Source organism: Streptomyces sp. NPDC045955, assembly GCF_056430805.1.
The window spans coordinates 75,852-94,357 of sequence record NZ_JBWKKY010000022.1; the positions used below are offsets into that span (position 1 = coordinate 75,852).

The 18,506-nt window shown below is 69.7% G+C and carries 17 protein-coding genes and 5 tRNA genes; 7 read left to right on the plus strand and 15 right to left on the minus strand.

What is annotated here, in order from left to right; all coding sequences use genetic code 11:
• Nucleotides 1-77: 77 nt before the first annotated feature.
• Both AC07F0_RS33215 and AC07F0_RS33220 read right to left on the minus strand, forming a co-directional pair.
• Nucleotides 78-329 (minus strand): DUF3073 domain-containing protein, encoded by a 252-nt coding sequence (locus AC07F0_RS33215; RefSeq protein ID WP_020277200.1) that lies wholly within the window; start codon nt 327-329, stop codon nt 78-80.
• 299 nt (nt 330-628) lie between these two features.
• Nucleotides 629-1,732 carry a Leu/Phe/Val dehydrogenase gene (locus AC07F0_RS33220; RefSeq protein ID WP_478983659.1) on the minus strand — a complete coding sequence of 368 codons (1,104 nt, stop codon included), beginning with the start codon at nt 1,730-1,732 and terminating at the stop codon, nt 629-631.
• A gap of 223 nt (nt 1,733-1,955) precedes the next feature.
• On the opposite strand from AC07F0_RS33220, the gene AC07F0_RS33225 reads away from it, so the two are divergent.
• Nucleotides 1,956-2,801 carry a DUF8083 family protein gene (locus AC07F0_RS33225; RefSeq protein ID WP_478983660.1) on the plus strand — a complete coding sequence of 282 codons (846 nt, stop codon included), beginning with the start codon at nt 1,956-1,958 and terminating at the stop codon, nt 2,799-2,801.
• Nucleotides 2,802-3,409: 608 nt separating this feature from the next.
• Nucleotides 3,410-3,616, plus strand: a complete 207-nt coding sequence (gene bldC, locus AC07F0_RS33230) for a developmental transcriptional regulator BldC (RefSeq protein WP_003949541.1) — start codon at nt 3,410-3,412, stop codon at nt 3,614-3,616.
• 461 nt (nt 3,617-4,077) lie between these two features.
• On the opposite strand, the gene AC07F0_RS33235 is transcribed toward bldC, so the two are convergent.
• From AC07F0_RS33235 to AC07F0_RS33265, 7 genes are all read right to left on the minus strand, one after another.
• Nucleotides 4,078-4,299 (minus strand): DUF6274 family protein, encoded by a 222-nt coding sequence (locus AC07F0_RS33235; RefSeq protein WP_478983661.1) that lies wholly within the window; start codon nt 4,297-4,299, stop codon nt 4,078-4,080.
• A 202-nt stretch (nt 4,300-4,501) separates the two neighbouring features.
• A tRNA-Asp gene (locus AC07F0_RS33240) sits at nt 4,502-4,576 on the minus strand.
• 126 nt (nt 4,577-4,702) lie between these two features.
• Nucleotides 4,703-8,671 (minus strand): ATP-dependent RNA helicase HrpA, encoded by a 3,969-nt coding sequence (hrpA, locus tag AC07F0_RS33245; RefSeq protein WP_478983662.1) that lies wholly within the window; start codon nt 8,669-8,671, stop codon nt 4,703-4,705.
• Between the two features lie 135 nt (nt 8,672-8,806).
• A tRNA-Phe gene (locus AC07F0_RS33250) sits at nt 8,807-8,880 on the minus strand.
• A 24-nt stretch (nt 8,881-8,904) separates the two neighbouring features.
• Nucleotides 8,905-8,979: transfer RNA gene (locus AC07F0_RS33255), tRNA-Asp, on the minus strand.
• Between the two features lie 37 nt (nt 8,980-9,016).
• A tRNA-Glu gene (locus AC07F0_RS33260) sits at nt 9,017-9,089 on the minus strand.
• A gap of 80 nt (nt 9,090-9,169) precedes the next feature.
• Nucleotides 9,170-10,753, minus strand: coding sequence for a metallophosphoesterase family protein (locus AC07F0_RS33265; protein WP_478983664.1), 1,584 nt, complete (start codon nt 10,751-10,753; stop codon nt 9,170-9,172).
• 83 nt (nt 10,754-10,836) lie between these two features.
• Here AC07F0_RS33265 and AC07F0_RS33270 point away from each other — a divergent pair, with 83 nt between their 5' ends.
• From AC07F0_RS33270 to AC07F0_RS33285, 4 genes are all read left to right on the plus strand, one after another.
• Nucleotides 10,837-11,187 carry a metallopeptidase family protein gene (locus AC07F0_RS33270; protein ID WP_059420586.1) on the plus strand — a complete coding sequence of 117 codons (351 nt, stop codon included), beginning with the start codon at nt 10,837-10,839 and terminating at the stop codon, nt 11,185-11,187.
• 87 nt (nt 11,188-11,274) lie between these two features.
• Entirely contained in the window at nt 11,275-11,814 is a 540-nt protein-coding gene (locus tag AC07F0_RS33275) for a hypothetical protein (RefSeq protein ID WP_478983665.1), read from the plus strand.
• 321 nt (nt 11,815-12,135) lie between these two features.
• Nucleotides 12,136-14,232 carry a DEAD/DEAH box helicase gene (locus AC07F0_RS33280; protein ID WP_478983666.1) on the plus strand — a complete coding sequence of 699 codons (2,097 nt, stop codon included), beginning with the start codon at nt 12,136-12,138 and terminating at the stop codon, nt 14,230-14,232.
• A gap of 157 nt (nt 14,233-14,389) precedes the next feature.
• Nucleotides 14,390-14,462 (plus strand) — tRNA-Lys (locus AC07F0_RS33285).
• A gap of 144 nt (nt 14,463-14,606) precedes the next feature.
• Here AC07F0_RS33285 and AC07F0_RS33290 read toward each other — a convergent pair.
• The 5 genes from AC07F0_RS33290 to AC07F0_RS33310 form a co-directional block, all read right to left on the minus strand.
• Nucleotides 14,607-14,873 (minus strand): DUF4235 domain-containing protein, encoded by a 267-nt coding sequence (locus AC07F0_RS33290; RefSeq protein ID WP_478983668.1) that lies wholly within the window; start codon nt 14,871-14,873, stop codon nt 14,607-14,609.
• Entirely contained in the window at nt 14,870-15,340 is a 471-nt protein-coding gene (locus AC07F0_RS33295) for a DUF3618 domain-containing protein (RefSeq protein ID WP_478983669.1), read from the minus strand. Before AC07F0_RS33295 ends, AC07F0_RS33290 begins: the two co-directional genes overlap by 4 nt.
• On the minus strand, nt 15,337-15,756 hold the full coding sequence (locus tag AC07F0_RS33300) for a phage holin family protein (RefSeq protein ID WP_478983670.1): 420 nt from the start codon (nt 15,754-15,756) through the stop codon (nt 15,337-15,339). Before AC07F0_RS33300 ends, AC07F0_RS33295 begins: the two co-directional genes overlap by 4 nt.
• A 145-nt stretch (nt 15,757-15,901) precedes the next feature.
• Nucleotides 15,902-16,246 carry a phosphatase PAP2 family protein gene (locus AC07F0_RS33305; RefSeq protein ID WP_478983671.1) on the minus strand — a complete coding sequence of 115 codons (345 nt, stop codon included), beginning with the start codon at nt 16,244-16,246 and terminating at the stop codon, nt 15,902-15,904.
• A 56-nt stretch (nt 16,247-16,302) separates the two neighbouring features.
• The gene (locus AC07F0_RS33310) at nt 16,303-16,449 is read right to left on the minus strand and encodes a hypothetical protein (protein WP_478983672.1); all 147 of its coding nucleotides are present in this window, start codon (nt 16,447-16,449) and stop codon (nt 16,303-16,305) included.
• A 375-nt stretch (nt 16,450-16,824) separates the two neighbouring features.
• On the opposite strand from AC07F0_RS33310, the gene AC07F0_RS33315 reads away from it, so the two are divergent.
• Complete coding sequence (locus AC07F0_RS33315; protein ID WP_478983673.1) at nt 16,825-17,283, plus strand: MarR family winged helix-turn-helix transcriptional regulator; 459 nt, start codon at nt 16,825-16,827, stop codon at nt 17,281-17,283.
• Nucleotides 17,284-17,506: 223 nt separating this feature from the next.
• On the opposite strand, the gene AC07F0_RS33320 is transcribed toward AC07F0_RS33315, so the two are convergent.
• Nucleotides 17,507-18,358, minus strand: a complete 852-nt coding sequence (locus AC07F0_RS33320; protein ID WP_478983696.1) for an RNA polymerase sigma factor SigF — start codon at nt 18,356-18,358, stop codon at nt 17,507-17,509.
• Between the last annotated feature and the right edge of the window lie 148 nt (nt 18,359-18,506).

Below are 18,506 nucleotides of genomic sequence, written 5' to 3' on the forward strand. Positions count from 1 at the left end.
CCCCACGGGACCTTGCAAGCAGCACAGAACCCGGTCGGTGACGTCCGTCACCGACCGGGTACATGCTCAGTGCAAGGTCAAGCGCCGCGACGGTGTTGCGAGGACTGGTCGTCCTCGTCTTCGTCGTCGTCCTCGTAGAGGTCGGCGTACCGTGCGTACAGGTCGTCGTCCTGATCATCGTCCTCGAACGGCCCGCCGTTAGGCGGCTGCGGATTCGAAGGCGATGCACCCAGCTCCTCGGCCAGGCGTGAGAGGTCAGTCCCACCGCTGTTGTACTTCAGCTGGCGGGCGACCTTCGTCTGCTTGGCCTTGGCCCGGCCGCGCCCCATGGCTCGACCCCCTCAACGACGGGGCTCGACGGCCCCAGAGTCTTGACACGCGTTCATGGTCCGGAACGGCCCCTCCGCAGAGAGACCGGTCCGTAGGGCTTCCACGGTACCTGAGCCCGCGCCCATACGGTACGTCGCCCGCATGACGTGCCCGCGCCCAGGACCTTCGAGGCGCCCCGTCCTCGCTGGTCAACCGCGATTTTAACCACTTATCGACGGTCGACCCGCCGGTAGAAGTGAGAGTTCTCTCTAACTGCCCACCGACGGGTACCGGCCAAACGTGCGAGGGCGCTCCCGAATCAGCGCGCCCGGCGGGCCGCGGCCGCGTCGTGCATGCGCTGCTCGGCGATCCGGTCGGCCGCGGCAGCCGGCGGAATGCCGTCTTCCTTCGCACGTGCGAATATGGCCAGCGTGGTGTCGAAGATCTTCGCCGCCTTCTCCTTGCACCGCTCGAAGTCGAAGCCGTGCAGCTCGTCGGCCACCTGGATGACACCGCCGGCGTTCACCACGTAGTCCGGCGCGTAGAGGATTCCGCGGTCGGCGAGGTCCTTCTCCACGCCCGGGTGGGCGAGCTGGTTGTTGGCGGCGCCGCAGACCACCTCGGCGGTGAGCACCGGCACGGTGTCGTCGTCCAGCGCCCCGCCCAGCGCGCAGGGGGCGTAGATGCCCAGACCGTCGATGCGGATCAGCTCGTCGGTGTCCTTCACGGCCATGACGTCCCGGTGCCGCTCGGTGATCCGCCGTACCGCGTCCTCGCGCACGTCCGTGACGAAGACCTCGGCGCCCTCCTTCACCAGGTGCTCCACCAGGTGGTGGCCGACCTTGCCGACGCCGGCGATGCCGACCCGCTTCGCGCGCAGTGAGGGGTCGCCCCACAAGTGCTGCGCGGAGGCCCGCATGCCCTGGTAGACGCCGTAGGCGGTAAGGACGGAGGAGTCCCCGGCGCCGCCGTTCTCCGGGGATCGGCCGGTCGTCCAGCGGCACTCGCGGGCCACGACGTCCATGTCGGCGACGTACGTGCCGACGTCGCAGGCGGTGACGTACCGGCCGCCGAGGGAGGCGACGAACCGGCCGTAGGCGACGAGCAGCTCCTCGGTCTTGATCCGCTCCGGGTCGCCGATGATCACGGCCTTGCCGCCGCCGTGGTCGAGACCGGCCATGGCGTTCTTGTACGACATCCCGCGGGCGAGGTTCAGCGCGTCGGCGACGGCCTCGGCCTCGTTCGCGTACGGATAGAAGCGCGTGCCGCCGAGCGCGGGGCCCAGTGCGGTGGAGTGGATGGCGATGACGGCCTTGAGGCCGCTCGCGCGGTCCTGGCAGAGCACGACTTGCTCATGTCCCCCCTGGTCCGAGTGGAACAGGGTGTGCAGTACATCAGCAGGTGCGCCGGTTACGTCGGTCACTGTGGTGACTCCTGAGTAAGTTGCGGCGGGTGGAGACCAGCTCCCGTGCGGGTGGCGGGGGCTGTTGAGCATGAGATTAGAGCCTGACGGGCCCGCCAGCCGCACAGTGCTCAGGATCACCTCCGACCGGAGTACACCCGTGCGACGATTTGCATAGATTTCCCGCGCGTTTGTCAGTGGGTTCCGCAGGTTTTCGCGACGATGGGCGGGGGAGGGAGCAGGCGTGCCCAAGGTGTCCTCGGTGATCGTCCCCTACGCGACCTATCTGCGCGTGTACGAACCGCTGGCCGCCTTCGCGGAGCCGGAGCGCAGCCACTGGGCCCGCTACGCCCGCCGTCCGGACCGTCCCTCGTACCAGGACGAACTCCGCCGCGCTCTGGCCGACTTGGCTCCCACCCCGCCGGTCCTGGTGCCGGTGCACGAGAGCGAGGACGCCTTCGTGCTGGAGGTCGACGGTGTCGTCTGCGTCTGCCCCTGGCGCACCCGGCTGCGCGGCTGGCAGGCCCTGGAGGAGCTCTCCGAGGAACTCCCGCCGCCCGTCCTGGACGCGGTCCTGCCGCCCTTCCTGCGCCACCAGGCGGCCCAGGACTACGAGCGCTGGCTGGCGGAGAACCCGGACGCCCGGCCGTGGATCCGTACGGCGACCTGGCAGGTGCCGATCAGCTGGTTCGTGCTGGTCACCGACGAGGAGCGCGAGTACGACAAGGGCGACAGCGTCGACAGCCCGCCGGTGCTGCGCTACCGCACACCCATGGTCCAGGCCCGGCGGCGGGTGGCCCGGGGTCTGCGGGCCCTGAAGGAGGCCATGGACGAGGGGCCGCTGATCGACGGCCTGGTGGACGTCGGGCGCTGGCTCGAGGAGTTCCACCCGCGCTCGCTCGTGGAGCTGGACTACGGCGGCCTGGTGCACGCCGTGCCGGCCGGGGCGCTGGAGGACGACCATTCGGCGGCGGACGTGGCCGAGGGGATCGCCGCGCTGCGCCGGGGCGACGGGGCGGCCGCCGGGGAGGCGTACGCCCGGCTGGTGGCGCGGTGGCGTTCCGTACGGGATCTTCGGTCGGCGAACTGACCGCCGACTCGACCTCTGACCTTCGGTTCCTACGGACCGCTCGCGACCGGTCACGAACAGGCGTTTGACGTACCGCCCGTTTTGGGGTTACGTCCTCGCACCGACGTTGCTGAAGTGCGCTCTGCGTCTGCTGACGCCTTGTCAACAACGGACGTAGGTTTCGATCCGGGCGTACCGCTCAAGTAGGCCAAACGTGACGGACCGCACGTACATGGCCCTTGCGCCCCTTGCCCCTCCTCATGCCAAAATAGGACAAGGAGTCCGGGGGGCTCCTTCCGTCCCGTTGTGCTGCATTGTGGGCGGAATCTCAGCATTGCACGCTTTGGGGGGTCTGATGACTCCTGATCGCCCTGTGACTGATCGTCACAGTGGCGTGACTGTCCGCTATGGCATGGTCCATCGGCTTCCGTCGCTGATGAACACCTGGGAGGGCAATTCCATCGGTTTGGCCGACGCGGCTGGACAGATGGTGTAGTTGTAGTGCCGAGGACAAGCCGTTCGTCCTATAACCGACTCGACTCGCGTCCGCCATTTCGGGCAACGCGGGTCAAGGTGCAGAATTTAGAGGAAAGAACCGAGAAGGTTCGGTTCTCCCGAGGAGGCCGCTCATGACCGCTCGCACCCCTGATGCCGAGCCGCTGCTGACCCCGGCTGAGGTCGCCACCATGTTCCGTGTCGACCCCAAGACGGTCACGCGGTGGGCGAAGGCCGGCAAGCTCACGTCGATCCGCACGCTCGGCGGGCATCGCCGCTACCGCGAGGCCGAGGTCCGCGCTCTGCTCGCGGGCATTCCGCAGCAGCGCAGCGAGGCCTGAACAACTGAATAACCGGGCAAACCGGCTGGTCCCCCATCAGCCGTGACGTCCGGAACCACAGCTCCAAGCGACGCGGGTCCTGCCCCAACAGGCCCCCCGCCCACGCCAGTCAGAGTTCTCCAGGCATATAACAGGGTGCGTCGTCGATCGCGCTGGACTCCGCCGGGTCCAGCGCGATCTTTTTTGTGCGCCGGCTGTCGGACTCGTGGCCTGGCTGTGAGCGGCCTTGTCGGAGTCTGGGGAGGGGTGTCGGATCCCCTGTGTGCGTCAGCGTCGAAGAGGTGCAATTGCACATATTAAATTGACCCATTGTAGGCGGGGGGTAAGTACCGCACTTTCCAAAACTCATGCGGTGACACCCGTCACATACCGAGCGGCTTGTTAGCTCCGCTCCGGGTGCGGTAGTGGAGCCGACGGCTCCAGCAACCCGCGCACGAACGGGTGTTGAGGCCTGCCCCCGGTCAGGCTCGCGCCGGGCTCTCGTTCTCGGCGGCGCCCCGGGAGGCCTGGGCGGTGGTGCGTGGGGCGGGCTGGGCGGACTGGGCGGGCTGGGTGGACTCCATCGCCAGCCGCAGCAGGTGATGGCAGATCGGACAGTGGCGAGTGAGATGCCGGTACGACGACGCGGCCGCCAAGTGCGCACGGAGCAGGGCCCGCGTCTCGTGCCTCGCCGATGCCGCCATACGCCACCTCCGGAAGGCCGAACGGGGAACGGCCCTGGTTTCTGGGTACCGAGGGATTGAGAGGCCGTCAAGACGGCGTGAGAGCCCGCGAGGGTGCATCGCGCAGGTCAGGGGCGCACAAAGGAACCTGGAGCGGCGGGGGTTCGGGCACGGCTCGGGCAGCAAAAGAGCCCGGATCCGAAGATCCGGGCTCTTTTTACTGCGGTCCTGACGGGATTTGAACCCGCGGCCTCCACCTTGACAGGGTGGCGAGCACTCCAAACTGCTCCACAGGACCTGGGGCCCCGCCCAGGCCCTTAAGGCACTGGGGGAGTTTCGCGGCGCGATTCGTGCGTTGCGCTGCGAGAAGAGACTCTACAGGAGGGTGGGGTCCTGGTCGAACTCACCCTGCGTGCGCGTCTCGTTACGGCACCGCCGCGTCGATCGCCTTCACGATCCGCTTGTCGGAGACGGGGTACGCCGTGCCCAGCGCGTGGGCGAAGTAGCTGACCCGAAGCTCCTCGATCATCCAGCGGATGTCCAGGACCGACGACGGCACCGGCCGCCCCTGCGGCATCTGCTCCAGGAGCCAGGCGTACTCGTCCTGCATCTCGTGGACCTTCTGCATCCGTGTGGTGTCCCGCTGGACGTTCGTCGGCATCTGCTGCAGACGCCGGTCCGCGGCCACCAGGTAGCGCATCAGGTCCGGCATGCGACGCAGCCCCGCCTCGGTCACGAAGCCGGGCTTCACGAGGGCGTCCAGCTGCCTCCGCACGTCCTGGAGGTTCGGCAGCAGCGCGGGGCTGCGTACGGCCTTCAGACGGCGTTCACAGGCCTGCCAGGCGGCCAGCACCTGCTGCACCTGCCCCACCGTGCGGACGGTCGTGTCGACGATCTCGGCGCGCACCTTGTCGTACAGCTTCCGGTACGACTCCTCGTCCCACGCCGGCCCGCCGAAGTCCGCGATCAGCTTGTCGGCGGCCGCCATCGCGCAGTCGTCGAACAGCGCCTGGATGGAGCCGTGCGGATTCGCGGACAGTGCCAGCTTCTGCGGGTTCGTCAGCTTCTCGGAGGCGAACTTCGCCGGGTTCACCGGGATGTTGCGCAGGATCAGGCGGCGGGTGCCCTTCCACATGGCCTGCTGCTGCTCGGCCTCCGTGTCGAAGAGGCGTACGGAGACTGTGTCGCCGTCGTCGACCAGCGCGGGGTAGGCCTTCACCGGCTGGCCGGCCCGCCGGGTCTCGAAGACGCGGGTGAGCGCACCGATCGTCCAGTCCGTGAGGCCCTTGCGCTCCAGGGACTCGCCGCCCTGGCGCTCCGCGGTGGCCGCTGCCGCCTGGGAGAGGGCCCTGCGGGCCTTCGGCCGGAGCCTGAGCTTCAGCGCCTCCAGGTCCTTGTCCTCGGCGAGCTTGCGGCGCCGCTCGTCGACGATCCGGAACGTGACCTTGAGATGGTCGGGGACCTTGGACCAGTCGAAGTCGTCCGCCTCGAAGGGCACGCCCACCATGCGCCGCAGTTCGCGGGTCATGGTGATGGTGAGAGGCTCCTGCAGAGGGACCGCGCGGTCGAGGAACGCCTTCGCGTAGTTCGGCGCGGGCACGTAGTTGCGGCGGATCGGCTTGGGCAGGGAGCGGATGAGCTCCGTGACGAGCTCCTCCCGCAGGCCCGGGATCTGCCAGTCGAAGCCCTCGTCCGTGACCTGGTTGAGGACCTGGAGCGGGATGTGGACGGTCACGCCGTCGGCGTCCGCGCCCGGCTCGAACTGGTACGTCACCCGGAACTTGAGGTTGCCCTGGCGCCAGGTGTCCGGATAGTCGTCCTTGGTGACCTCGCCCGCCTTCTCGTTGATGAGCATCTCGCGCTCGAAGTCGAGGAGGTCGGGCTGTTCGTGCCGCTTGTGCTTCCACCAGGAGTCGAAGTGGGCTCCGGAGACGACGTGTTCGGGGATCCGCTGGTCGTAGAAGTCGAACAGCGTCTCGTCGTCGACCAGGATGTCGCGGCGCCGGGCCCGGTGCTCCAGCTCCTCGACCTCGGTGAGGAGTCTGCGGTTGTCCGAGAAGAACTTGTGGTGCGTGCGCCAGTCGCCCTCGACGAGCGCGTTCCGGATGAACAGCTCGCGGCTGACCTCCGGGTCGATCCGGCCGTAGTTCACCTTCCGCTGCGCCACGATCGGCACGCCGTAGAGCGTGACCTTCTCGTACGCCATCACCGCGGCCTGGTCCTTCTCCCAGTGCGGTTCGCTGTAGGTGCGTTTGAGGAGATGGCCGGCGAGGGGCTCGACCCACTCGGGCTCGATCTTGGCGTTGACGCGGGCCCAGAGGCGGGACGTCTCGACGAGCTCCGCCGACATCACGAAGCGCGGGGGCTTCTTGAAGAGGGCCGAGCCGGGGAAGATCGCGAACTTGGCGTTGCGGGCGCCCAGGTACTCGTTCTTCCCGGTGTTTCTCCCGCCCTCCGCCCCGGAGTCCTTCACGTCCTTCATGCCGATGTGGGAGAGCAGGCCGGCGAGGAGGGAGACGTGGATGCGGTCGGCCGGGGCATCGTCCTCGTTGAGGTGGATGCCCATCTGCTTCGCGACCGTGCGCAACTGGCTGTAGATGTCCTGCCATTCGCGGATGCGAAGGAAGTTGAGGTACTCCTGCTTGCACATCCGGCGGAAGGAGGACGAGCCGCGCTCCTTCTGCTGCTCGCGGATGTAGCGCCAGAGGTTGAGGTAGGCCAGGAAGTCGCTGGTCTCGTCCTTGAAGCGGGCGTGCTGCTGGTCGGCCTGGGTCTGCTTGTCGGCGGGGCGCTCGCGCGGGTCCTGGATGGACAGCGCGGCGGCTATGACCATGACCTCGCGCACGCAGCCGTTCTTGTCCGCCTCCAGGACCATGCGGGCCAGCCGCGGGTCGACGGGCAGCTGGGCGAGCTTGCGGCCGGTGTCCGTGAGCCGCTTGCGAGGGTCCTTCTGCGCGGGGTCGAGGGCGCCCAGCTCCTGGAGGAGCTGCACGCCGTCGCGGATGTTGCGGTGGTCCGGCGGGTCGATGAAGGGGAACTTCTCGATGTCGCCGAGGCCGGCCGCGGTCATCTGCAGGATGACGGAGGCGAGGTTCGTCCGGAGGATCTCCGCGTCCGTGAACTCCGGGCGGGCGTTGAAGTCGTCCTCGCTGTAGAGGCGGATGCAGATGCCGTCGCTGGTACGGCCGCAGCGGCCCTTGCGCTGGTTGGCGCTGGCCTGGGACACCGGCTCGATCGGGAGGCGCTGGACCTTGGTGCGGTGGCTGTAGCGCGAGATGCGGGCGAAGCCGGGGTCGATGACGTACTTGATGCCCGGGACCGTGAGGGACGTCTCGGCGACGTTCGTGGCCAGAACGATCCTGCGTCCGGTGTGCGGCTGGAAGACGCGGTGCTGCTCGGCGTGGGAGAGCCGGGCGTAGAGGGGCAGGATCTCCGTGAAGCGATAGTTCTTCTTGGTCAGGGCGTCGGCCGTGTCGCGGATCTCCCGCTCGCCGGAGAGGAAGACCAGGATGTCGCCCTTGCCCTCCTTCTGGAGCTCCTCCACCGCGTCGGTGATCGCGGTGATCTGGTCGCGGTCGGCGTCGTCGCCGTCCTCCTCCAGGAGCGGCCGGTAGCGGACCTCCACGGGGTACGTACGGCCGCTGACCTCGACGATCGGGGCGTCGCCGAAGTGCCGGGAGAAGCGCTCGGGGTCGATGGTGGCCGAGGTGATGACGACCTTGAGGTCGGGGCGCTTCGGCAGCAGCTGGGCGAGGTAGCCCAGCAGGAAGTCGATGTTGAGGGACCGCTCGTGGGCCTCGTCGATGATGATCGTGTCGTAGGCGCGCAGCTCGCGGTCGGTCTGGATCTCGGCGAGCAGGATGCCGTCCGTCATGAGCTTGACGAAGGTGGCGTCCGGGTCGACCTGGTCGGTGAAGCGCACCTTCCAGCCGACGGCCCCGCCCAGCGGGGTGTCCAGCTCCTCCGCCACGCGCTCGGCGACGGTGCGGGCGGCGATCCGGCGGGGCTGGGTGTGCCCGATCATGCCGCGGACCCCGCGGCCGAGCTCCATGCAGATCTTCGGGATCTGCGTGGTCTTCCCGGAGCCGGTCTCACCGGCGACGATCACGACCTGATGGTCGCGGATGGCGTCGGCGATCTCGTCCTTCTTCTGACTGACCGGCAGCTGCTCGGGATACGTGATCTCGGGTACACCGGCGCGGCGCCCGGCCATCCGCTCCTCGGCCTTGCCGATCTCCGCCTCGATCTCGGCCAGCACGGCGGCGCGGGCCTCCGGCTTACGGATCTTGCGTGCACCTTCGAGCCTGCGCCCGAGCCGGTGCGCGTCGCGCAGGGAGAGCTCGGTCAGGCGGGAGGCGAGGGCGCCGAGGGCGGGGGCGGATTGCGTAGACATACGCCGTCCAGGATCTCATCCCGCGGATTTTTGTGGCTAACGCTTTTGTCTCCGGTGGTTCGGCCGGGGCCGCGGCCCCTTCCGGAGGACGGCAAAGCGAAACCCCCGTCGAGGACTCGACGGGGGTTTCCGTTGTGGCTGGGGCCGGGGTCGAACCGGCGACCTTCCGCTTTTCAGGCGGACGCTCGTACCAACTGAGCTACCCAGCCACGAGGTTTCACGTGAAACCTCAGCGGTCCTGACGGGATTTGAACCCGCGGCCTCCACCTTGACAGGGTGGCGAGCACTCCAAACTGCTCCACAGGACCAAGCGTGTCGTACGACAGTGTCGCACAGGGTGGTGCGTGCCCCCAACGGGATTCGAACCCGTGCTACCGCCTTGAAAGGGCGGCGTCCTAGGCCGCTAGACGATGAGGGCTATCGGCCCGCCTGGGCGCTTCTCAGCGCGTCGGGGACGTGAGAAGCATATGGGATGGCGGGAGCTATCGCCAAAACGGTTTAGGGGGAGGCCGTCGGAGAGGTCGTCGGGGACTGCGTCGCAGGGGTCGGGGACTCGGTGGCGCCGGGCTGGTTCTCCTCCGGGAGGTGGCGGCTGACCTCGGCCGTCGTGAGGCCGAGGCCGCCCAGTTCGATCTCGTCCCAGGCCTGGAGATGACGGGTTTCCCGGTCGAAGTACAGGATCGACGCCTCGATGGGGTCCGGGTGCTTGCCCTCGATGGCCCGCAGGCCGCTGCCGCCCGTGGAGCCCTCGATACGGAGCCGGGTGCCGTACTTCAGGACTTCCATCTCGTCGTGGTGGACGTGGCCGGCCAGCACCAGCGGCACCTCTCCGTCGACCTCGCGGGCCGCCGACGGTTCGTGGGCGATGGCGATGTCCACCGGGCTGCCTGCCGTGCGCTGGTCGCGCAGGGCCGTGGCCAGGCGGGCGCCCGCCAGCTCCTGGGACTGCTCGTTGCCTGGCTGCTTCGAGCGGTCGGGGGTGAACTGAGGGTCGCCGATGCCCGCGAAGCGCAGGCCCTTGATCGTCTTGGCCCGGCCGTCGTCCAGGACGTGGACGTTCTTCAGGCCCTCCAGATAGCGCTGCGTGATCATCGAGTCGTGGTTGCCGCGGACCCAGACGTAGGGCGCCCCGAGGTCCTCGATGGGGTCCAGGAAGCCGTTCTCGGCGGCCGTGCCGTGGTCCATCGTGTCGCCCGAGTCGACGATCACGTCCACCTTGTACTGCTCCACCAGCGAAGCGATGATCTTCCAGCTCGCAGGGTTCAGGTGGATGTCGGAGACGTGCAGGACCCGGATGGTCGAGGGGTCGGGCGCATAGGCCGGCAGGGTCGAGGTGGCGTCGTAGAGCTTGGTCACGTTGGTGACCAGGCGGGCCAATTCCTTCTGGTAGACGTCGAATTCCGTGACGATGCTGCGCGCGTTGCCGACCAGGGAGGGGGCCGAGGTGAGCAGCCCGGAGAACTTGGGTTCCAGGACGGAGTCGGGGCGCCAGGTGGCGTATGCCGTGCCGCCCGATGCGGCGAGGAGGGCGAGCGCGAGGCCGCCGGCCGCCAGGGCGCGGCGCGGGCGACGGTAGACCGCGAGGCCGAGCGCGGTGGCGCCGCCGACGACCGCGACACTCGAGCGGAGGGCCAGGTCGAGGGTGCCGCGTCCGACGTCCTCGGTGACCTCGTCCTGGAGGCCGGAGAGGCGCTCGGGGTGGTCGACCAGGGCCTGGGAGCGCTCCGGGTCGAGCTGGTCGACGTTCACGTCCAGGCGGACGGGGGCGATGTGGCTGTCCAGCTGGAGGGCGCCCAGAGGCGAGATGTTGATCTTGGTGCCGCCGGTGAAGGAGGGCCGCAGCGTCATGGTGGTGTTCATGGGGCCGACCGGGACCCGGACATTGCCCACGACCAGCAGGCCCAGCCAGGCGCCGAGGAGGACGACGGCCACGAGCCCCACCGCACGGGTCCACGGGTGCGGCTGCGGCACGAGTTCGATCGTGGCCGGGGCCTGCCGGGAGCGGTAGCGGCGGGCGAGGGTGCGCGGGGCCTTGCGGATCGGGTTCAGGACACTCAGGACTGCGGCGGGGACGCGGGCCATTGGTCCCGTATGCCCAAGTCCCGGGCCGGATATGCGACGCCGGAAGGCTCTCGTACCGCCCGGTCGTGGCCGACAATGGGCCTGTGCTGGAGATGACGCGCGAGGAGTTCGAGGAACTGGTCGCCGAGGCGCTCGACCGGATCCCGCCGGAGTTGACGCGACTGATGGACAACGTCGCGGTGTTCGTCGAGGACGATCCGCCCTCGGACGATCCCGAGCTGCTCGGGCTGTACGAGGGGACTCCGCTGACCGACCGGGGCGAGTGGTACGCCGGTGTGCTGCCGGACCGGATCACCATCTACCGGAATCCGACGCTGCGGATGTGCGAGTCGAGGGAGGACGTCGTCGCCGAGACGGAGATCACGGTGGTGCACGAGATCGCGCACCACTTCGGCATCGACGACGCGCGCCTTCACGCCCTGGGTTACGGCTGAGCGGGTTGTGAATACGGGGCGCGTGTCCTCTTGTGGGCGGCGGGAGTTGGAGGTGTTGACTCCATCACCCTTCCCGGAGGTGGCCCCGTGCGCCCCTTGTACGTTCCCGTCCGCCTGGCCGCCGCGGCCGTGGCCGTCGCCGCTGCCGCCGGCTGTATGAGCGTCGGCGACGACGGCGCGGGAGGGAGCGCCAGGCCGTCGCACTCCGCCGGGCGGCACGGCGGGGAGGCGCCCGACGGCGGGTCCGCGGCGGCGGGCAGCGGTACCGGGTTCGGTTCGGCGGCGGCCGACGGCGAGCGCGGGCACGGCAAGGGCAAGAAGGGGAAGAAGGGCAAGGGCGGCGGGGCGGGGGAGCCGGACTCTTCGGACGTGTCGCCGTCCGCCGTGGTGAGCGCGTCCCCGCCCGGGCGCGACAAGCCGGGGAAGCCGGTCAGGCCCATGCCGAAGCCACCGGCTCAGCCGACGCCCACCCGGACGGCCGAACCCGAGCCCACGCCGACGCCCACCGAGGTGACGACGTCGCCGGAGCCGTCGGACAAGCCGGAGCCGTCGTCGTCGGCGCACGAACCGCCGGGGCCGCAGCTGGCGCAGCGGGAGCCGGCACCGGAGGCGGGGGCACCGGCGTAGCCCTGCCGGCTTGTGCCGCCGGGCGGGAACAATTCCGGGGGGCCGTCGGTTGGCAGACCACGGGAGGTTCTCCGGGCCACTGGCCGGCGGAGGGCGTCCCAACTGCCTCCTGCGGAGTCCGGTTTGCCTTATGGGCCCCGGAGTGCGTATGGTGGCAGATCGTTTGATCCCATCTTGCCCGGCGCCACCGCAGAGCGCGCCGTGTGGCGCGTACTCTCTCCCTTGCCGTGGTGGACCGCATTGAGGCGGTCGTATTGCGAATCGCGAATCACGGAGTTGACGGGCGCGTGCCGACGAGACTCCGGAAGGTTTCGCATTCGCATGTCCATCGCCAGTACTGATCACGTCGTCGTGCCCGAGAACGAGGCAGCCGAGGACGCCCCCGAGGTCACTTTCGCCGACCTCGGTCTCCCCGAGGGCGTCGTCCGCAAGCTCGCGCAGAACGGCGTGACCACCCCCTTCCCGATCCAGGCCGCGACCATCCCGGACGCCCTGCTCGGCAAGGACATCCTCGGCCGGGGCCGCACCGGCTCCGGCAAGACCCTCTCCTTCGGTCTGCCCGCCCTGGCCACGCTGGCCGGCGGCCGCACCGAGAAGCACAAGCCGCGGGCCGTCATCCTCACGCCGACGCGTGAGCTCGCCATGCAGGTCGCCGACGCGCTCCAGCCCTACGGCGACGTCCTCGGCCTCAAGATGAAGGTCGTCTGCGGCGGTACGTCCATGGGCAACCAGATCTACGCCCTGGAGCGGGGCGTCGACGTCCTGGTCGCCACGCCGGGCCGGCTGCGCGACATCATCAACCGCGGCGCCTGCTCGCTGGAGAACGTGCAGATCGCCGTTCTCGACGAGGCCGACCAGATGTCCGACCTGGGCTTCATGCCCGAGGTGACGGAGCTGCTGGACCAGGTCCCCGCGGGCGGTCAGCGGATGCTGTTCTCCGCGACCATGGAGAACGAGATCAAGACCCTCGTCGACCGGTACCTGAACAACCCGGTCAGCCACGAGGTGGACGCCGCCCAGGGCGCCGTGACGACCATGTCGCACCACATCCTCATCGTGAAGCCCAAGGACAAGGCGCCGGTGACCGCGGCCATCGCCTCCCGCAAGGGCCGCACGATCATCTTCGTCCGGACCCAGCTGGGCGCCGACCGCGTCGCCGAGCAGCTGCGCGACTCCGGTGTGAAGGCGGACGCGCTGCACGGTGGCATGACGCAGGGCGCGCGGACGCGGACCCTGGCCGACTTCAAGGACGGGTACGTCAACGTGCTCGTCGCGACCGACGTCGCGGCGCGCGGCATCCACGTCGACGGCATCGACCTGGTGCTGAACGTGGACCCGGCCGGCGACCACAAGGACTACCTGCACCGCGCCGGCCGTACGGCCCGGGCCGGCCGCACGGGCACGGTCGTGTCGCTCTCCCTGCCGCACCAGCGGCGTCAGATCTTCCGGCTGATGGAGGACGCGGGCGTCGACGCCACGCGCCACATCATCCAGGGCGCCGGTGCCTTCGACCCGGAGGTCGCCGAGATCACCGGCGCCCGGTCGATGACCGAGGTCCAGGCCGAGTCCGTGGGCAACGCCGCGCAGCAGGCCGAGCGTGAGGTCGCTCAGCTCACCAAGGAGCTGGAGCGGGCGCAGCGCCGTGCGAACGAGCTGCGCGAGGAGTCCGACCGGCTGCTCGCGCGGGTCGCCCGGGAGCGGGGCGAGGAGCCGCAGGCGGCGGTGTCCGGGGAGCCCGCGGAGGTTCCGGCCGGCGTCGAGGTGTCGGTGCCGGAGCAGCGGACCGCGCAGGACGTGGAGCGCGCCGAGGTTTCCTCCGCGCCGTACGAGCGTCGGGAGCGGCGCGAGGAGCGGGGCGGGGCCGGGCGTGACCGGTACGCCGACCGGGACCGGTCCTTCGACCGCGACCGGGGTGGCCGTTCCTCCGAGCGTCGTGACGACCGTGGCGGGCGTTCGTTCGAGCGTCGTGACGACCGCGGTGGGTTCAACCGGGACCGGGACCGGGACCGTGGTGGTCGTTCCTTCGACCGCGACCGTGACCGTGGCGGTTTCCGCCGGGACGACCGGGGCGACCGTGGTGAGCGCGGCGGATTCCGTCGTGACGACCGTGGTGGTCGTTCCTTCGAGCGCCGCGACGACCGTGGCGGCAACCGTTCGTTCGAGCGTCGTGACGACCGCGGCGGGCGTCCGTTCGAGCGTCGTGACGACCGCGGCGGCTTCCGCCGGGACGAGCGCACGGGGCACCGTGGCAGTGACCGTCCCTTCAACCGCGACCGCCGGGACGACCGTCCGGGCTACCGCGCCGGCGGGCATGACCGTCCCGGGCACGACCGCCCGCAGGGTCGGCGTGACGACCACCGAGGTGGTGGTTCCTTCCAGCGCCGCGAGGACAAGCCGCGCTGGAAGCGCAACAGCTGACGCACCGGCATGACGAGCGCCGTGGTCCCCGCTCCCGCGGGGCCACGGCGCTTCGCCGTTCCGACAGGTGTTTTCACACCTCCGGCACGGCCGGGTCACCGATACCCGATCGGAGACTCGGCCTCGTCCGGCTATGCTCGTGGGGGCAACATCGCCTGGGCCCTTAGCTCAATTGGCAGAGCAGTGGACTTTTAATCCATTGGTTGTGGGTTCGAGTCCCACAGGGCCTACGGTTCGCGGGCGGGGGTATCCCCTCTGACCTGCGGTGCAGCGCTCGGGTCGGCTTCGGTCGGCCCGGGCGCTGTGATGTTTCGGGGTCCGCGTGAGCGATGTGCGAGCAGAGCGACGCGGACGACGGACAGCGACGGGAGGGATCAGCCGGGCCAGGTGCCGGTCAGGCGGCGGGTCGCGGCGGCGCCGCCGCGGTCGACGGCGGCTTTGACGCCGGCGAAGATCGCGCCCTGGAGGACCGCCGCCGACATGACCTCGCGCCAGGTGCGCTGCTCGTCGGTGGCGTCGGGGGCGTCCTCGTCGTGACCGAGCTTCTTCCAGACCTGCTTGAACACCCCGCCGGCCACCACACCACTGATGGCTCCCAGAGCCAGACCGACCGGCTTGTAGGCGACCTTCGAGCCCTTCATCGCCGCCTCCTGGCACGACGTACGACCATCAGCGCAATGAGCGCTCCGGCCACGGCGAACAGCGGCGTTCGGTTGGCCCGCGCCATCCGCATGCCTTGGCCGGCCTTCTGGCGCACCGGCTCCGGGGTCTTCTCCCGGGCCAGCTCTCCGACGTGCACGGCCTTGTCACGGACGTGCCCAGTGGCCGCGGCGGCCTTGGCGCGCACCGGCTCCGGGGTCCTGTCCTGCACCATGTGGGCGGCGTGCGTCGCCCTGTCCCGCACCTGAGCCCTGACCTGTGTGGTCTTCTCGGCGACCTGCTGCTTGACGGCCGTCGTCTTCTCGTGGGCCCGGGCCTTCACGTCGGTCCTGGCCGCGAGTGCCTCGACGGTCTCGCCGAGTTCCTCGCGGGTCGCCTCGGCCCGTTCGCGCAGTTCCTCCGGGGAAGGCGCTGTCTCATCGCCCGCGTGGGGCTTGTCCTGGGTCATCGCTGTGTCTTCTCCTTGATCTCGGCTACATCGGTCTTGACGCTGTCCACCGTCTGCTCCGGCGTAGGCGGGGTTGCCTTGCCGATCTGCTGCTTGCCCAGCGCCGCCATCAGCGCCGTGACGGCGGCCAGGACACCGGTGACGATCAGTGCCGCCACCCACACGTCCATCGCCAGGGACAGCGCGGCGATCACGGTGGCCACGAGTGCCTGCAGGGTGAGGACACCCACCAGGCCGGCGCCGCCGAACAGGCCGCCGCCCTTGCCGAACCTCTTGCCTTTCTCGGTCATCTCCGCCTGCGCCAGGCGCATTTCGTCGCGGACAAGCTGCGAAAGCTGCTGCGACGCACGCTGGACAAGCTCACCTACCGGTTCCTGCGCTCCGCCGCCCGAGCGGGGAGAGCCGTCTGCTGTCATGAGTGCTCACCTGTCCTTCGTCGGCGTTGCCGGGATCCGCGGCGGCTTCGCCAGTGGTCCGGCGATCGATGACGACCACACAGCGATCTCTCCTTTCACGCGCTCATCGGGTCCCCGAGTACCCCACACGACGCATCACCGCACGTCAGAGGTGACGTCGCCGCAGCAGATGCGGTGCGGCCCGTATCAGGGTGGCCGCGGCCAGTCCGAGCACGCCGCCGGCGGCCACGTCGGAGGGGTAGTGGGCACCGCTGTGCACCCGCTCCGCCGCCACCGTCACCGCTGATGCCCCGCACACGGCACCGGCGGCCGGCCATACGGGCGCGACGGCGCCGACGAAGGCGAGGGCGGCGGCCGTGTGCCCGGAGGGGAAGGAGGAACTGTCCGGGCGGCCTCGAAGATCTTCCGGTGGGATCCACTGCGGCGGCGGGCGGCGTCGCCGGCATACCTGCTTGACGACCGCGCTGGAGAGCAGTTGAGCCGTAGCCATGGCCGCGACCCCAGCGGCGCCCGCCGTCCGGCCTCGCCCCCCGCCGACGGCGGCCATCACCCCGGCCGCAGCCACCAGACCTTGGTGTGTTCAGCAGCCTCCGCCACTGCGGGCGCGACCTGGCGCCCCCACGGCGGTCCCCACGCGATCACCCGCCTGGTCAGCCGGTAATCCCCGTCGCGCAGGTCTGCTTTCATCCCCATGACCAGCCGACTCCCCGTCCGGAGCCCTCTCACACCTGAGCCGCGACCTCAGGATCCAAGGCGGCGGCGGTCCTCCTCGTCCCACTTCCGGGTGTCGCGCGGCTCGATGTACGGGTCCTCGCCGGCCGGCTTTCCGGCGCATGCCGCTCCACGTGCTCGGCCCGGCCTGTGCCGCCTTGGCGGTCTCGGCCAATGGGACGTTCCATCCATTGGTTGTGGGTTCGAGTACCGCAGGGCGCCGCTGTTTTCTCCCGTGAGGTGCCGACGCGGCCGCCGTCGCGCCCGTCGCCCGCTGAAGATCCTTGACCTCAAGCGAGGTTGAGTTTCTACGGTCGGTCGTGTCGAAGTAGCTCGGACCAAGCGGGAGAGCCTGCCATGGAGTACTCACACAGCGATGCCGAACTGATCCAGCAGCCCATCGGCTACTGGAGCTGGGCCGCCTACGAGGCTGTCGTCAGCCGCACCCGGGCCGCCCTCGCGGGGATCGGTACCACGCAGCCGCAGTGGTGGGTCCTCGCGCAGGTCGCACGAGCCCGCGCCGTCACAACTCGGCACGAGGTGTCCCGCCTCCTCGAGAAGTACCTCGACACGGGCTCGGAATCCATGGAGCGGGAGATCGACATCACCATCGCCCAGGGCTGGATCACCGAGGACTCCGAGGGGCGCCTGGCCCTCACGGAGGAGGGCAGGGCGTTCTACGGCAAGGCCGCCGCACTCCAGGACGAGCTGTGGGCGGAACGGCACGCCGGCATCTCCGACGAGGAGTACCTGACGACGCTCAAGGTGCTGCAGCGGTTCATCCACAACACCGGCGGCCGCGCCTGGCACCACTAGTGCCGCGGCAGGCAACGTTCGCCCCGTCGCGACGCCCGGCCACGCTCCCCCACTGCCTTAAGGACGTGGGAGGTGCCCCCATTCGCCGCACCGCCCGAAAGCCCAAGTACGTCCAGTACGAGGGCTTCCGGCCGGCACTCCCCCAGCCCTCGGCCGGGGGACCCCCAGAGCACGCACCGGACGCCGCTCCTTGACGGGCGAACGTTGCCTGCCCCGGCACTGGCTAACCCGTCGCCAGCATCCCCGACCGCAGGCGGGCCACCGTCCGGGAGATCAGGCGGGAGACGTGCATCTGGGAGATGCCGAGGCGCTTGCCGATGTCCGCCTGGGTGAGTTCCTCGACGAAGCGGAGGTGGAGGATGAGGCGCTGGCGCTCGTCGAGTTCGGCGACCAGGGGAGCCAGCGCGTGGAAGTCCTCGACGAGTTCGAGGGCCGGGTCCTCCTCGCCGATGAACTCGGACAACGTGCTGTCGCTGTCCTCCGAGTCGCCGGTGACCGCGGCGTCCAGGGACGAGGAGAGGTAGCCGTTGGCCGCGACCTGGGCCTCGACGACCTCCTCCTCCGTGAGGTTCATCAGCGCCGCCAGCTCCGCGACCTTGGGCGCGCGGCCGAGGCGGGAGGCCAGTTCCTCGGTGGCCTTGGCGAGCTCCGTACGGGCTTCCTGAAGGCGGCGCGGCACGTGCACGGCCCAGGACGTGTCGCGGAAGAACCGCTTGATCTCGCCGATGATGTACGGCACCGCGAAGCTGGTGAACTGCACCTCGCGGGAGACCTCGAACCGGTCGATGGCCTTGATCAGTCCGATGACGCCGACCTGGACGACGTCCTCCATGGACTGGCCGCTCGCACGGAACCGGCGGGCCGCGAACCGCACCAGCGACATGTTCATCTCGATGAGCGTGTTGCGCGCGTACTGGTGTTCGGGGGTGCCCTCCTCCAGCACGGCGAGCCGGTCGAGGAACTGCCCGGTCAGCTCGCGCGCGTCCTGCGGGGCGAGCTTCTGGGGCTCGGCGATCTGCGGCAGCTCCTCACCGGTGTCGGTGCCGGAATCCGTCGTCGTGCCGATGCGCGTCATCGCCGTCACGGGCCCTCCCTCGTCGTCCGGCCCGCTCTCGTCCCCCGTCAGGCCACCTCCAGGCCGCTACCCGCGGTCGCCCGGCTCATGCCCCGTGTTCTGCCTGTCGAGACGTTGACCACAGTCGGTGCAGGTCGGGGCGGTGACG

Coding starts and splice junctions, on each gene's coding strand:
- hrpA (WP_478983662.1), bottom strand. CDS start 8,671: ATGTCTACGCAATCCGCCCCCGCCCTCGGCGCCCTCGCCTCCCGCCTG.
- AC07F0_RS33295 (WP_478983669.1), bottom strand. CDS start 15,340: ATGACCCAGGACAAGCCCCACGCGGGCGATGAGACAGCGCCTTCCCCG.
- AC07F0_RS33320 (WP_478983696.1), bottom strand. CDS start 18,358: ATGACGCGCATCGGCACGACGACGGATTCCGGCACCGACACCGGTGAG.
- AC07F0_RS33215 (WP_020277200.1), bottom strand. CDS start 329: ATGGGGCGCGGCCGGGCCAAGGCCAAGCAGACGAAGGTCGCCCGCCAG.
- AC07F0_RS33290 (WP_478983668.1), bottom strand. CDS start 14,873: ATGAAGGGCTCGAAGGTCGCCTACAAGCCGGTCGGTCTGGCTCTGGGA.
- AC07F0_RS33315 (WP_478983673.1), top strand. CDS start 16,825: ATGGAGTACTCACACAGCGATGCCGAACTGATCCAGCAGCCCATCGGC.
- AC07F0_RS33280 (WP_478983666.1), top strand. CDS start 12,136: ATGTCCATCGCCAGTACTGATCACGTCGTCGTGCCCGAGAACGAGGCA.
- AC07F0_RS33305 (WP_478983671.1), bottom strand. CDS start 16,246: ATGGCTACGGCTCAACTGCTCTCCAGCGCGGTCGTCAAGCAGGTATGC.
- bldC (WP_003949541.1), top strand. CDS start 3,410: ATGACCGCTCGCACCCCTGATGCCGAGCCGCTGCTGACCCCGGCTGAG.
- AC07F0_RS33265 (WP_478983664.1), bottom strand. CDS start 10,753: ATGGCCCGCGTCCCCGCCGCAGTCCTGAGTGTCCTGAACCCGATCCGC.
- AC07F0_RS33235 (WP_478983661.1), bottom strand. CDS start 4,299: ATGGCGGCATCGGCGAGGCACGAGACGCGGGCCCTGCTCCGTGCGCAC.
- AC07F0_RS33310 (WP_478983672.1), bottom strand. CDS start 16,449: ATGGGGATGAAAGCAGACCTGCGCGACGGGGATTACCGGCTGACCAGG.
- AC07F0_RS33300 (WP_478983670.1), bottom strand. CDS start 15,756: ATGACAGCAGACGGCTCTCCCCGCTCGGGCGGCGGAGCGCAGGAACCG.